Annotated in this window: 12 protein-coding genes and 1 tRNA gene; 6 read left to right on the top strand and 7 right to left on the bottom strand. The window is 62.7% G+C overall.

Annotation, left to right across the window (positions count from 1 at the left end; genetic code table 11):
- The first annotated feature begins 102 nt into the window (after positions 1 to 102).
- The 4 genes from LDN75_RS21625 (at position 103) to LDN75_RS21610 (ending at position 4,808) form a co-directional block, all read left to right on the top strand.
- Positions 103 to 348, top strand: a complete 246-nt coding sequence (locus LDN75_RS21625) for a DUF1016 N-terminal domain-containing protein (protein ID WP_223934729.1) — start codon at positions 103 to 105, stop codon at positions 346 to 348.
- Positions 349 to 379: 31 nt separating this feature from the next.
- Entirely contained in the window at positions 380 to 1,627 is a 1,248-nt protein-coding gene (locus tag LDN75_RS21620; protein ID WP_223934728.1) for a tyrosine-type recombinase/integrase, read from the top strand.
- Positions 1,617 to 3,953 carry a site-specific integrase gene (locus tag LDN75_RS21615; protein ID WP_223934727.1) on the top strand — a complete coding sequence of 779 codons (2,337 nt, stop codon included), beginning with the start codon at positions 1,617 to 1,619 and terminating at the stop codon, positions 3,951 to 3,953. The genes LDN75_RS21620 and LDN75_RS21615 overlap by 11 nt, the downstream gene beginning before the upstream one ends.
- Before the next feature lie 69 nt (positions 3,954 to 4,022).
- A complete protein-coding gene (locus LDN75_RS21610) occupies positions 4,023 to 4,808 on the top strand; it encodes a PDDEXK nuclease domain-containing protein (RefSeq protein ID WP_346347151.1) in 786 nt (261 codons plus the stop codon).
- A 504-nt stretch (positions 4,809 to 5,312) separates the two neighbouring features.
- Here the strand turns inward: LDN75_RS21610 and LDN75_RS21605 are convergent.
- Positions 5,313 to 6,167, bottom strand: coding sequence for a LysR substrate-binding domain-containing protein (locus LDN75_RS21605; protein ID WP_223934726.1), 855 nt, complete (start codon positions 6,165 to 6,167; stop codon positions 5,313 to 5,315).
- Between the two features lie 156 nt (positions 6,168 to 6,323).
- On the opposite strand from LDN75_RS21605, the gene LDN75_RS21600 reads away from it, so the two are divergent.
- Positions 6,324 to 7,709, top strand: a complete 1,386-nt coding sequence (locus LDN75_RS21600) for an MFS transporter (RefSeq protein ID WP_223934725.1) — start codon at positions 6,324 to 6,326, stop codon at positions 7,707 to 7,709.
- Positions 7,710 to 7,776: 67 nt separating this feature from the next.
- Here the strand turns inward: LDN75_RS21600 and LDN75_RS21595 are convergent, their stop codons facing one another.
- The 5 genes from LDN75_RS21595 to LDN75_RS21580 all read right to left on the bottom strand — a co-directional run bounded on the left by LDN75_RS21595 (position 7,777) and on the right by LDN75_RS21580 (position 11,341).
- Complete coding sequence (locus LDN75_RS21595; protein ID WP_223934724.1) at positions 7,777 to 8,952, bottom strand: N(5)-(carboxyethyl)ornithine synthase; 1,176 nt, start codon at positions 8,950 to 8,952, stop codon at positions 7,777 to 7,779.
- Complete coding sequence (locus LDN75_RS24215) at positions 8,949 to 9,083, bottom strand: hypothetical protein (protein WP_263422337.1); 135 nt, start codon at positions 9,081 to 9,083, stop codon at positions 8,949 to 8,951. Before LDN75_RS24215 ends, LDN75_RS21595 begins: the two co-directional genes overlap by 4 nt.
- Before the next feature lie 83 nt (positions 9,084 to 9,166).
- Positions 9,167 to 9,628, bottom strand: coding sequence for a nuclear transport factor 2 family protein (locus tag LDN75_RS21590; RefSeq protein ID WP_223934723.1), 462 nt, complete (start codon positions 9,626 to 9,628; stop codon positions 9,167 to 9,169).
- A gap of 153 nt (positions 9,629 to 9,781) precedes the next feature.
- Positions 9,782 to 9,855, bottom strand: a tRNA-Gly gene (locus tag LDN75_RS21585).
- 79 nt (positions 9,856 to 9,934) lie between these two features.
- Positions 9,935 to 11,341: a M15 family metallopeptidase gene (locus LDN75_RS21580; RefSeq protein WP_223934722.1), complete on the bottom strand. Its 1,407-nt coding sequence runs from the start codon at positions 11,339 to 11,341 to the stop codon at positions 9,935 to 9,937.
- A 349-nt stretch (positions 11,342 to 11,690) separates the two neighbouring features.
- On the opposite strand from LDN75_RS21580, the gene LDN75_RS21575 reads away from it, so the two are divergent.
- Positions 11,691 to 12,134, top strand: a complete 444-nt coding sequence (locus tag LDN75_RS21575) for an SRPBCC family protein (protein ID WP_223934721.1) — start codon at positions 11,691 to 11,693, stop codon at positions 12,132 to 12,134.
- Between the two features lie 17 nt (positions 12,135 to 12,151).
- On the opposite strand, the gene LDN75_RS21570 is transcribed toward LDN75_RS21575, so the two are convergent.
- Positions 12,152 to 13,672 carry a CAP domain-containing protein gene (locus LDN75_RS21570; protein WP_223934720.1) on the bottom strand — a complete coding sequence of 507 codons (1,521 nt, stop codon included), beginning with the start codon at positions 13,670 to 13,672 and terminating at the stop codon, positions 12,152 to 12,154.
- Positions 13,673 to 14,014: the final 342 nt, after the last annotated feature.

Here is a 14,014-nt window from a genome sequence, read left to right as displayed (position 1 = left end):
GCGGTATCCAGGGGCCGTGCTAGAAGTTCTCCGTTTTCAAGTGTCCAGACACCGTCTGGACACTTGAGCCATGGTGTCAGTGGCGCACATTAGGGTGGACTGATGACCGACTCGCGTGACCTGGACCTTCCCGCTGGCTACCTGGACCTTCTCGAGGATCTGAAGGCAACAGTCAAAACGGCAAGGACCCGGGCGCTTCGGACCATCAACACACAGCTCATTGAGCTGTACTGGGCAATAGGCCAAGGAGTTCGGCAGCAACAGGAACAACAGGGCTGGGGGAGCGGAGTTATCAAGCGTTTGTCCTCGGACCTGCGTGCCGAGTTCCCTGAGATGAAGGGCCTGTGAACTAACCGAACTATCGAGCCGATATTGCGGCGTGTCGGTCTCCGTCGCACCCGCCAACTGGTGCGACTTTGGTGTGGTGGACGCAGCAGGTGATGCGGGAGCACATCAGCCGGTCGAGTCGGTATCGGTGGCCGAACTCGGCAGGGTTGTCGCGACATCGGCGGTTCCGGGTTATCGAATCCTGGAGCCGCTCGGCGAGGAGTTCGTTCCTGCAACTGAGTGGTTTCGGAATCTGATCGCGTGCGACCGTTCGCAGCTCACAATCCGGACCTACGCGAACAGTCTGTTGATCTATCTGCGGTTCCTCTGGAGCGTCGGCCGACCGTGGCTGGAAGCGTGCGAAAGGGATACCCAAGAGTTCGTGCTGTGGATGCGGAGCGCTGACAAGTTCCTCGGCTCGAAGCGGCCGCCCGAAAGTCGCCCAGGCATCAACGGCGTCACCGGCAAGTCCAACCTGGGCCCGAAGTATTCTGCCTCCGCTATCAATGGTGCGCTGACCGCTGGGCGTGGTTTCTATGAGTTCCACCGCCGCGGCAGTGGGCCAGTGCTGGTGAATCCGTTCCCCCGGTTGAATCCTCGGTTGAATGCCCACCACAATCCGCTGGAGCCATACAGGACCGGACCGCGTGACGCTTACCGGCAGAAGGCTGTCCGCCGGGTGCCGCGCGCTATCCCAGATTCCAAGTTCGAGGCATTGTTCCGCAGCCTGCACTGCAACCGTGACCGTGCTCTGCTTGCCTTCTACGTCACCAGTGGCGCTCGTGCGAGCGAGATCCTCGGGCTCAGAGGAGGAGACATCGATTGGGGTGATTCGCTGATCACAATCCGCGCCAAGGGCGGCATGGTGCGGCAGATCCCGGTCGGTGGGCACGCACTGATCTGGCTCCGCCTCTACCTGTTGGAACGCGGCCCCGCCGCGGTCGACGAAGGGCTGTGGGTGACTGAACGGGAACCACGTCAACCGCTGGGCTATGACGCGTTCCGTGCCGTCCTGCGACGGGCAAACGATGCACTCGGCAGCAACTGGACCCTGCACGACCTACGGCACACCTTTGCGATCCGCGCACTGGACGCCGGGATGATGCCGCACCACGTTCAGGAAATCCTGGGGCATGCCTCCCTTGAGACACTGACGGTCTATTCCAAACCGCGGATCGAGGACGTGCTTGCCGCACACCGCGCAATCCTCACGCCTCCGGCTTCCGACGCGACACCGGCTCAAGCCCTGCGATATGCGCAAGAAGACCTAGAAATCCTCTGGGGCCGCCGTGACGACTGAAGTCAGCCATCGACGGGCAACGCGCCGCGCGACGCCCTTACAGTTGCACGCAGTCGAAGACGCCCCCGCCGGCGAAGTGTCCTTCGGCGAGCTCGCAAGCGCACCGTCCGAGAAGATCATCGAGGCCATCTGTTCACACAATCAGGAGGCGAGGCCGGCGGCGGCTAAGCTGCTTGATTTCCTGGCCAGCCATGACGGCGAAACATGGCACGAGCGGTGGCTTAACGCGGTGGAGGAGTCTGGACCAACCGGGAGGAGCTGGCTATTCCCGATAGTGCACCGAGATCTGGAGCCGTGGGAGGCAGGCCGCTACCACGCTGCATTGCGCTGGCTGGTGTCGCTGGACCTGGTGCGGCCGTCGTATGTGTGGATGAACCGCCGGCGCCTGCAGTTCTGGCCAGCCATCGGCCGCGACCGAGACGACACCACTTGGGATCTGTTCGAAGCCCGCGTTGCTGCATTGGGTCTGGTTCCCCAAACTCATGCGCGGGCTTTGATCACAGGCGGGCAGTTGGTCGCTCATACAGGCAAGCCGATCCACCAGATCACCGCTGAAGACGTGCTCACCATGGCACGGGCATACAACGACGGCCGGACAGTGACGAGCAAACAGTTAGCCTCCGTCTGGCACGTCCTGCGCGGACTCGGCTGGCTGCGCAGCGATTCGGTCCGCTTCCCCGGTCGCGTCCATCGCGTGGGCCGCAAGACTTGCGAACAGCTCGTCGACCAGCACGGCATCGCCGAGCCGCAGCGAAGCGTCCTGATCCGATACCTCAAAGCGCGTCAGCCTTCGCTGGACTACACGAGCATGAACGGCGTGGCACAGTGCCTCGTGGCACTGTTTTGGGCGGACGTCGTGAACAGCTACGGCCAACCCGCCGGCTTCGATCTGACCCCCGAGCAGGGTGAGAACTGGAAAGAACGGATCAAGGTCCTTTCGGACGGCACGCCACGGCGGAATTACCGGAAAGTGATGAACACCGTCGCTGCGTTCTACTCGGATGTTGCCCTCTGGGCGCAGCAGGATGCGTACTGGGCCCAATGGGTCGCGCCTCAGTTCATCTACGATCGTGACACTGCCGGCGGGACCAAGGAACGGCGCCGAACGATCTCCGAGCAGCACCACAAGATCAGGCAGCTTGCCCCGGTCCTCCCTCAGCTCGTCACCGCCGCAGAAACCGAACTCGCACGGGCCCGTGACCAGCTCGCAGAAGCCGCAGCTCTCGGAAACGGCGCCTACCTGACTCTCGACGGACACGAATGGGAGATTGTCCAGGTAAGCCCACATTCGCCAATCCGGGTGCGCCGTCCTGGCCAGGAAAAGCACCTGACCGACAAGGAAGACGCCGCATTCTGGATCTGGGCGGCAGTGGAGGTCTTGCGGCATTCCGGCATCCGCATCGAGGAACTGCTGGAACTCACCCACCTGTCCCTGCAGCCCTACACCGTCCCGCAGACTGGGGAGGTCGTGCCGCTGCTGCACATCGCACCCAGCAAATCCGACGAGGAACGCCTCCTGGTCGCGGGGCCGGAACTGGCCCACGTGCTGGCCGAGGTGATCGCGAGAGTGCGTGGATCCGATGGCAGGGTTCCCCTGGTCCAGCGCTACGACCCCTACGAGAAGATCTGGTCTGACCCGCTTCCGTTTCTGTTCCAAGGTCGGCAAAGGGGCGGCGTGGCCAGAGTCACCAGTCCAGGGGCCATCCGCGCCCTACTGAACAACTTACTCAGCCGCGCCGACATTCAAGTCGCAGGGCGGCCGGTCCGGCTGACACCGCACGACTTCCGCCGGATCTTCGCCACCGACGCACTTGCCTCCGGTATGCCACCCCACATCATCCAGCAGCTCATGGGTCACAAGTCGATCGTCACGACCCAGGGCTATGCAGCGGTCTATCCGCAGCACGTGATCCGTGAGCACCGCAGTTTCATCGCCAGACGACGCCAAACAAGGCCGAGCGACGAATACCGCGAGCCAACCCCTGAGGAATGGGACGAATTCGAGCGTCACTTTGTCACCCGCCGGGTCGAGCTCGGGACCTGCGGCCGCGCCTACGGCAGCCCCTGCATTCACGAACACGCCTGCATTCGCTGCTCCCTGCTACGGCCGGACCCCGCACAGAAAGAACGACTAACCACAATCATCGGCAACCTCCACGACCGCATCAAAGAAGCCGAAACAAACGGCTGGCTCGGCGAGGTCGAAGGCCTCCAGACCAGTCTCGCCGCCGCGGAATCGAAGCTCGATCAGATGCACAAGATCGACACTCGAAGAGCAACCGCAACCCGGTTGCCTATGCCCACCACTCGGGTCGAAAACCGGTAACGCGGCGACGAAAAGGCCCGCTCCACGACCTAGTTAGTTCGGAAAATCTCGCCCAGAAACATTCAGTACATGACCACGTTCGCCGGAGCCTGGCAGGACGGTCCAATTGCGCAACAAGCTGTTGCGCAATTGCCGTGGGGCCACGTTACTGTCCTTCTGGACAAGGTGGGCGCACAGGAAAAACGTACTTCGTACGCAGCGGCAGCCGTCCAATACGGGTGGTCCAGGAATGTCCTGCTGAACATGATCATGAACCGAACTCTTGAAAGGACCGGCGCAGCTCCGTCCAACTTTGCGCAACAGCTTGTTGCGCAGGACTCCGAGCTTACCCAACAAATCGCGAAGGACCCCTACAACTTCGAGTTCCTGGGCTTGTCCGGGGAAGTCGCTGAACGCGAACTGGAACTGGCTTTAACCAGTCGGATCACCGAAACCCTGCGCGAACTGGGACCAGGCTTCGCTTTCGTCGGGCGGCAAGTCCACTTCGACGTCGACGGCGACGATTACTACGTCGACATGCTGTTCTTCCATATGGACCAGAACAGATACGTGGTCATCGAACTCAAGACAGGAAAGTTTCAGCCGGAGTTCGCCGGCAAACTAAACTTCTACGTCGCCCTCGTCGATGACATGCTCCGCCGCGAGCACCACAACGAAACCATCGGCATCCTCATTTGCGGCACCAAGAATGACCGCAGCGTCCGATACAGTCTCGGGCGCTCTACCTCGCCGATGGCCGTCGCGGCCTACACCTACGACAAACTCCCGGCAGACGAGAAGGTAGCACTGCCCAATGAGGGTCATGTTGTCGCCGCGTTGGAATGGGCTGAACCTGGGGCGGACCCAGAAGACTGAGCCTTCGGACCCGCTGACGCCGATAAGCACCCTTTCGTTAACCCGATTTGGGGGCGGGTCCGGCGGCGCACCGGGCAACAGCCTTGGCGTGTAAGCATCAACGGGCTCGAGGTACCGTGCAGGCAGATAATTCCGCTGGACTCCAAGGTTTCCCTGACCCGGATTCGCATTTGATGCATTCTGAGAGCATTTTTTTTGCAGACGTATCGGAGACGTCGTGGACCCCTTGGAGGGCCGGCTGAACAGGCTTCCGCTGTGTCAGGGAGCCTTTTCCGCGGACACGGTGTTTGAGGACATGCAGTCGAGGTGCGGCTGCGGGAGGACGACGCCGAATTTAACCAAGTGGGTTCTATCCCGCGCAGCACCGCGAGCAGCTGTGGGGTATCCGCAAGTGCATCATCCGTGACGGCAGTTTTGTAGTCCGCCGTCAGCGGTTCCTCATAATTGGCGAGAAGCCGGGCGGGAAGAGTCTTCGTGAGGGCTAGCCCATTCGCTTGCTGACCGCTAGTTCGATTTGCTCAGCGCCCTGCCCATGATTGCCTGCGTCAGGGCGTCGATGACCTCGGCGTTGGCCAGCGGGTTCCGGATCAAGGTGAAGTCGACGTCTCCCACGGGCGGGAGGTCGAAACGCTGGGTGATTACCTTCAGGTCTTCTGGTACAAGCGACGCCGGCATCACCGCCACTCCGATACCTGCGCGGACGGCGGCCAGGACGCCGCTGATCTGCTTGGTGCTGCACGTGATGCGCCATGTGCGGCCGGCGGCTTCCAGGGCGTCGATGGCCAACTTTCGGCTCAGGCTGGGGGCGGGGTATGCAATCAGCGGCACAGGTGCGCCCGGTTCCAGGACGGTTTGCTCAACGCCGACCCATGCGAAGTTGTCATGCCGGACCACAGTGCCTTCCTTGGCGCCAGCCACCCACTTGACGAACACCAGATCCAGTTGCCCGGCGTTGAGGCGCTTGTAGAGCTGGTCACTTTGGCTGACGGTCAGTTCCAGGTTGATCTGTGGATACAGCTGCCGGAACTCGCGCAGGATCCGCGGCAGGCCTGTGATGGCGAGGTCGTCCGCCGTGCCAAATCGGAGGCGGCCGCGCATCGCCGAACCGGAAAAGTAGCGTGCAGCGGAGTCGTGGGCTGCAAGGATGCTGCGGGCAAACCCGGCCATGGCATCACCATTGTCCGTCAGCCGGACTTCCCGGGTGTCGCGGGCAACGAGGACGCGCTTGGCTGCGGCTTCGAGCTTGCGGACGTGCTGGCTCACGGTTGGCTGTGCGAGTCCCAATCGCTCGGCCGCCTTGGTGAAACTCAGGGTTTCAGCGACAGCAAGGAAGGAGCGGAGCTGGACAGGTTCAAACACGGAACTCCTCAAGCGCTGGGTCGAATTACTGTGGAAGCGCAGGAGCCTCATTGCGATCCGCAATGCTAGTTATAGGCGCAATACGCTTCCATAATTGCTGCTGGCAACCATAGCGTTAAAGGCATCCCACCGAAACTCTCGATCCGAGGACTCCCTTTGGCACCCCCACCGCCATCAGCGGCAAATGTCAGCCAGCCCATCATCGATTCCCTGTCCGCGCCGCAGACGCCGGACACCGTCACCCAGCCACTCGCCGTCGTGAGTGAAAAGCTGCCCTGGCGGCACACCTTCATCTCCTTGAAGGTACCCAACTTCAGGATCTTCGCAATTGGCCATTTCATTGCCGTGATTGCGATCTGGATGCAGCGTATTGCCCAAGACTGGATGGTGCTCCAGCTCTCTGGTTCCGTCACCGCGGTCGGAATTACCGTGGCGCTGCAGTTCATGCCGTCGTTGTTCCTTGGCCCGTGGGGCGGCATGATGGCCGACCGCTTCGCCAAGCGAAAGATCCTCATCATCTGCCAGTCCGCGGCGGCCGTGCTTGCTGCCACCTTGGCGGCGCTCTCCCTCAGCCATCGCGTGGAAGTCTGGCATGTGTATGCAATCGCCCTGGTGCTGGGCTTTGTGACCGTCCTGGACCAGCCGGCGCGGCAGGTGTTCGTCAACGAACTCGTAGGTCCCAAGTACCTGCGCAATGCCATCAGCGTCAACTCAACAACCTTCCAGCTCGGTGGCCTGATCGGCCCGGCGCTGGCGGGATGGCTGCTCACGGCTGTGGGCGCCGGTTGGGCATTCGCCGCCAATGCCGTGGCGTGCTGCTCCACCGTTGCCATGCTCCTGATACTCCGCAAGGAACAGCTGCACCTTAGCCGGCCGACGCCCCGCAAGAAGGGCATGCTGCGCGAAGGCCTCCAGTACGCGCTGAGCAAGCCCACCATCTACTGGCCATGGTTGATGGCCGGATTCGTGGCGGTTTTCGCGATGAGCCTCCCGGTGCTGCTTGCCGCCTTTGCGGACCACGTGTACGACGCCGGGGCCGGAGGCTACGGCCTGCTGAACGCGATGGTTGCGCTCGGTGCGCTGGTGGGGGCGGTGACGTCCACACGACGTCGTCAGCTCCGGTTGCGGTCGGTGGTGCTCTCGGCGGGGCTATATGGCTTGATGCTCTGCCTATCATCCGTGATGCCGTCCATGGTCTGGTTCAGCGCCTCGATGGTCCTGGCTGGATTCTGGTGCCTCATGTTCCTCACCGCGGCAAACCAGATGGTGCAGACCAGTTCCAACATGAGCATTCGCGGCCGGGTAATGAGCCTCTACCTGGTGGTCCTCATCGGCGGACAGGCAATTGGTGGGCCCGTCATGGGTTGGCTGGCCGAACACCTTGGGCCGCACTTGGCCATCCTTGTGGCTGGTGGCGTGCCGGCAGCGGCGGCGGCTGTTGTCGCCGTCGTACTGGCACGGAAGGCATCCCTGCACATCAAGGTGGACCTGCGTGACCGGCGTCGAGTGCTACGGATCGTTGACCGGACGCAAGCTGCATAGCTGGGCGCACTGAAAGGCAGTGCGTGCGGCGGAACTGCATGCACTGCCTTTTGTCCCGGACGGGCCGTTAGGCTGCGGGCGCTTGTACCGCAGCCCGTACATGGGGGTATTCCGCCGAGCGTCCCTGGAACTCCAGCACATCCGGGTTTTGGATGACGCCCTCGCGAATCTCGATCGCACGGGAGATCGTCTCATTGGTGTCCCACGCGTCCGGACCTGCGGCCACAGTCTCCAGGAACGGCAACAAGGCCTCGCTGATCTCCCAGCTGGCCGAGTTCCACAGGTATGAAGGGCTGTGATCAACGGCGTAGTAGTTGACGTGCCCGCCCACCCGGAACATGGGCTCATCGAAGGTAGTTGAGCGTGCCCAACTGAATCCCATGCCGGGATCGCAGGAAACGTCCACGATCAGGCTGTCCGGCCGGAATTCTGCCAGGTCCTCAGTTCGCAGATACGTTAGCGGGGAGTTGGGGTCCTGCAGGGTGCAATTCACCACAATGTCTGCCGCAGCGAGGAACGGGGCCAAAGGCTTGCGACCACCATCGGTGATGACCTGGCTCAGGAATGGTGCGTTGTTGTCGTGGTCGAACTGCACGATCCGCACCGAGTGGATCGGGGATCCGACTGCGGCGACACCCCTGTTTGTCAGGACCTGGACATCATGGACGCCATGGGCGTTCAAGGCTGTGACGGCGCCCCGGGCCGTGGCGCCAAAACCGATGACCACTGCCGTCAGGCGACGACCGTAATCACCCGTGGAACCGGTCAAAGCCAACGCGTGCAACACGGAGCAGTAGCCGGCGAGCTCGTTGTTTTTGTGGAAGACGTGAAGTCCAAAGCCGCCGTCGGCAGCCCAGTGGTTCATGGCTTCGAACGCGATGAGCGTTAGTTTCTTATCGATCGCGAGCTGGGTGATCGCCTCGTCCTGAACGCAGTGTGGCCAGCCGCAAAGGGTCTGCCCGTCGCGGAGCTCGGCAAGATCCTCGGCCTGCGGCTTCGGCAGCAGAATGACGTCATTTTGGGCAATGAGCTCCCGCCTCGTGCCAAGCCCGCCGACAAGCCCGGCGAGTGTGCTGTCCGGGACACCAAAGCGTTCGCCGTAACCATATTCAAGGCGGAGCCGTTGGCGCAGTTCCGGAGCAATGCGCCCAAGATGCTGCGGGTGGATCGGTAGCCGTTGCTCGTTGGGCTTCAGCGAAGAACCCAGGACGCCAATGCTTAGCGGACTTTGCGCCCCACTCACTTTTTATTGCCGGTTGCGGGTTTCGCGGCCGCAGTGTCGGGCGACTCGGCAGCGCGTTTGTCCGCGCGCTTTTCCTTGATGGATTTACTGGACTTCTTCGATGCAGCTTGGCGCGGTGATTTGTCGCCCATGATCGCTCCCTAGAGCGGAGCCGAAATGGCTCCTGACTCCTGACGATACACCCAGCACCTGAGCGGCTGTGTATCGAGCTGACTCACTGTGCCGGCTCGACGGCCGGCCGGCCATGGGTTACCCGGTGGCTGACGCGGTCCGCGGTGTCATCAACGCGAACGAAGTGCTCCACAGGCTCCATGTAGAAGCGTGCACTGTTAATGACGCTCTCTTCCACGCCGAAAATGATGACGCCGGTGAGCTCATGCGGCGTGCCATCCCGCCACGAGCCCTGCATGTGCAGCTCTGTCCAGGCCTGGTTGCCGGCCACGCTATGGGACACCATTCGGACTCTGATGTTCGGCACCCCTGTAAAGAGCTGCTCCCAGTTGCTACGGATGGCGTCCCTGCCCGTGAAGCCCCTGGTGGGGTGGGCAGGCGTCTCATTGACGTAACCCGGCGCAAAACATTCGGCCAAGGCTTCCAGATCGTGCTTGTTCGTGGCTTCCAGCAGGCGGTGGATGACGGCGAGTGGACCCGCCTCAGCATCGTCGGTGAGAGTCATGGGGGACCTCCCGGATAGGTGGATGTATCTACGAGTTTAGGCTCAAGGGCCGCCCGGGTCGACGGGTGCGGGGCCTTATCTGGTGCGTGCGCGGGTCAGGACCATACGGCTTTCCAACAAGATGACCCCCTACCCGGAGGCAAGGGGTCATGATGGAGCGGGCGACGGGAATCGAACCCGCGTATCGAGCTTGGGAAGCTAGCGCTCTACCATTGAGCTACGCCCGCGTCGCTCCGGGTGTTCGCCGGAGCGAGTCCTAGCTTAGCGCAGTTGCGGGGCTCCTCATGACAGGCGCGCATGCCATGTCTATTTGAAGAGCTTCAGGCCGTTCCAGCCGGATCCAACCTGCGCGTAGGTGGTCCAGGAGGCCCTGCCGAGACCGTAGTTGTAGAGGTTGCCATCGGCGGTTTGGGCAGTGATGCCGCGCGTGCCGGCGCCCGTCAATCCGAAGCTCGGCAGCAGGACGCGCGTGTACTGCCAACCTGTGCCAACAGTTGTGGCCGGCCCGTAGAAGCCAGCCCAGCCGTCTCCCCGGTAGTTGATCAGGGACCCGGAAGTTGTCCTTGCAAGGATGTCGTTCGCGCCGTCGCCCTCCCAATCGGCCATGGTCAGTTCCAGGCCGTTCCAGCCCTTGCCGATGACCTGCGGAGCGCTCAGCGCCCCGCCGAATGTGTTGGGGTAATAGCGCAGCACACCGTCCGGGAAATATCCGACGACGCCGGGCCGGCCGTGAGCGTGCGTCCACTTGCCGACGGTGATGGTCATGCGATCCCAGCCGCCGTTGCCCACCACGACCTGTCCGGCGAAGCCGCCTCCGGGGAGGCCACGATAAACGCCCAGGACGCCGTTGTTCCACTGCGCAAGGATGTCGTAAATGCCGTCAATGTCCCAGTCCACCACGAAGCCTTGTTTCAAGCCGGTCCAACCCGAACCTATCTGGACGGGTGCCGCATAACCTCCTGCCGCCGTCGCGGGGTAACGCAGCATCCGGCCGGAAGAGTCTGCCGCTACGAGGTCGGCGCCGGACTTGATGCTGGCAGCGGCTGCCGGGTTTCCGGCGAAGTAATGCTCGAGCGTCGGGAATCCCCGCCGGTTCATGTCGGTGGCCAGCGCTACGCCAACGTAGCGCAAGTGCCAGGGCTCGTAGCTGTAGCCGGTGGTGCCCGTGTAGCCCTCGGGGTACCGGACGATGAAGCCGTACTTATGGGCGTTCGCTGCCACCCATTTGCCGGCCGCTGTATCTCCGAAGCACGTGCTCAGGCCACAGGAACCAGCAGCATTGCCGATGTCCATGGCGAGGCCGGTCTGGTGCTCGCTGTACCCGGGACGTGCCGAGATGGTGTCGGCATAGGCCTGGCCATAGATGCTGACGTAGTACGAATAGACCTGCTGTTGCTGGGCATAGGACCGGTATCCGCTCACGATCGACAGGCCCCCGGTCCCGGCGTCGGCCGCTCCCTGGAACAGGCCGTTGAGCCAGGCAGCGGCTTCGGCCCGCAGATACTGGCCCGAGCCGCGGGCATTGACGAGGTCGCCAGGGGCGTAGCTTGCGGGATTCAGGGGCCTGGATTTATTGACAAGGACCGAAAAGCTGGCAGGGTCCCCGATGGGGTCCACGCTTGGCAGCGGGTTCACCGTGGTGGGTGCTGCCACTTTGTTCGCGGATGAGGATGCCGCCGTAGATGCCGCAGCCGCGGGTACCGTTGTTGGCATTGCCGCCGCAGGCGCCGCGGTTATGACTCCGCCAGCCACCGCTAGTGCGAGGAAGGCGGCGCAAGCGGCCAGTCGTCGTCGTGCGTTCCCTCTGACAGAGTTCCCGCAGACAGACGGATGATTCAGTACTCGCATTACGCCCCCAATTTGGTTTTGCCAGCCGCACGAACTCTACCCGGCCCGGGACTATGTGTCAGCTGTGTCTCAGATACGCCGCCAGGTAACCATTCGGTCAAGGCTCGTTTGTCTTGTGTCGCAGGCAAGCGCGGCTGACTATTCTGAAGGTGTTAGCTGCAGTGTATGGGGAACCGGGCTACGACATTCGAACCGTACGCCGAAAGAGGTTTCCGTGGCATTTGCAGCTTATGAAGTGGTGATCAGCAGGGATGCCATGACCGTTTATGGATTCCTGATAGACGGCATGAACAACTCCCTCTGGCGCTCGGGCGTGCGCAGCATCTCGCTTAGATCCGGTGTCCGTGGCCAGAAGGGCGCGGTCTACCAGCAAACGCTCACCGGCCCGGGGGGACGGCCCATCGCTGCTGACTTCGAGATTACTGAGGCCCGGCCCGGCGCAGAAGTGCGCTTTGCGGTGGTGGCCGGACCCGCCCGGCCTACGGGCGGCTACTACCTCAGCACCGAGGGCAAGACTACGCGGCTCAGGTTCGCCCTGGAGTATCACCCCAAGGGCCTGCAAAAACTCATGAACGGCATGATCCAGAAAACGATGGAATCTGAAGTTGCCCAGTTGGAGCAACTCAAGACCGTCATTGAGTCCGACTCCGCGGCTTGATTGACTCCGCGGCTTGATTACTGTGCCAGCTTGAAGCCGCTCCATCCGCCGCCGACGATGACCGGCGTCGTGAGGCCGCCCGAGGTGAGGTCCCAGTACTCCAGCACTCCATTAGTGCCGAGTCCAGCAATGCCGGTGGTGTTTGCGCCCGTCACTCCTTGAAGTGAACGCAAACCGGCGTAGTCGGTCCACGCCGCACCCACCACAGGCCTGGCCTCCTGCTTTGGGAGGCCCAGTCCGCTGCCGCGGTACAACCTCAGGTACCCATTGGGCTCGACGGTGAGGAGGTCCTGGAAACCATCCGCGTTGTAATCAACCATGCTGAGCCGGACGGCCTTGTTGCCTGTTCCGATCGCTGCCTGGGTGCGGATGTATGTCATTCCGGAATTCTTATAGAACCAAAGCCCCCCGGATCCGTCCATCGCCACTATTTGTGGGAGCCGGTTGTTTGCGCACCAAGTGCCCACGGCTATATTGAGGGACTCCCACCCCTGGCCCAGGACTCCCGGGGATCCGAAGCCGCCTGACTGCATGCCCGGGTACACCAGGAGTGCACCGTCCAGGCGTTGGGCGATGAGGTCAAAGACGCCGTCACGGTCCCAATCCGATACGAACAGTTCTTTGAGTCCTGTGAAGCCGATTCCGATCTTGCGGGCGGAGCCATACTTGGCGTTGCCCAGGGACGGGTAGGAGTAGACCGTCCCATCCGAGCTGATGGAAACAAGGTCTGCGGCGCTGCGGATGGCCGCCGCGCCCAGGTCCACGGTAGGCGGCTGGTACTTGCCTCCGGGTTCGCACACACCCACTGGGTCTGTGGGCGGCACCACCGTCCCGCCTGGCCGCGTCGTAGTTCCGGCAGGCAACGTGGTGTAGCCGAAGAAGTTGACCACGCCCCACAGCGTGTAGCGGTTGGGGGTGGTTTGCCAGTTGCCGTCCGTATACGTGATCCCGATGCCCATCACATTGAAGCGGGGATCACGCAGCAGGGCGTCGTGGCCCGGGGAACCCTTCCACCACTCCACGAGTTGGGCAGCGTCACGATCCCACCGGACAGCAATGACCTCACCCGCGCCGTTGTTCGGGTTGAGCGCGCGAGGATCCGTCCAGAAATTGGCCCGGTGCTGGATCACTTCGCGGCTGGCGATGCTGTTCGACCATTCCTGGGCCAGGCTCGCCACTGTTGCGTGATACTTCACCGGGGCAAGGCCCAGAGACGCGCGGTAGCTGTTGATGGCGTTGAACACCGTCAGGATGGCCGCGGTGTTGTCGTCCGGGAGTAGCGCAAGGGCTCCGTTGTCCGGATCCGGATCGCTGCTTGGGGTCTTGCCGGGGAAGGGGGTGGGCGTGGGTGGGGCTGGCGTTGAAGATGGCGTGGGCGTGGGTGGGGCTGGCGTTGGTGACGCCTCGGAAGCCGTTTGTGACGGCGTAGATGTTTGAGTTGGTGAGGGTGTTGGCGACGGCGTCGTTGTTTGAGTTGGTGGCGCAGTTGGCGTCGGTGATTCCGACGGACCAGGTCCTGCGGCAGGTGCTGTTGGCATCGGGACGGATGTTGGGGAAGCGGCCGACGGCGGTGCCGGCGCGGCAGGAGGAGTGGGGGCTGCTGGCTCGCTGGCCTCTGGATTCCCGGAATGAATGCCGTCGGAGGAAGGATCGTCGGGGCCCCATAAGGGCCCGATGTTCGGCACCGGAGGGGGCGTCTCAACAGTCGGATCTACTGCGATCGGTCTAGTCGGCACACCGCTTTCGAAACCGGGACTCGTCCCCGGCGTAGGGTCGCCGCTGGCTTCTCCACTGGCCGCGGGAGCACCTTCCAAAGGTGCGGGGGCCGGCGTCGTGCGTGTCTCGGGGGCCGTGAGGCCGGAAGGGACGCTGCCCGAAGA

This window comes from Arthrobacter sp. StoSoilB5, from assembly GCF_019977235.1.
Classification (GTDB): Bacteria; Actinomycetota; Actinomycetes; order Actinomycetales; family Micrococcaceae; genus Arthrobacter.
The sequence above is the reverse complement of the archived record's forward strand: the minus strand, read 5'-3'. Positions and strand labels throughout refer to the sequence as shown.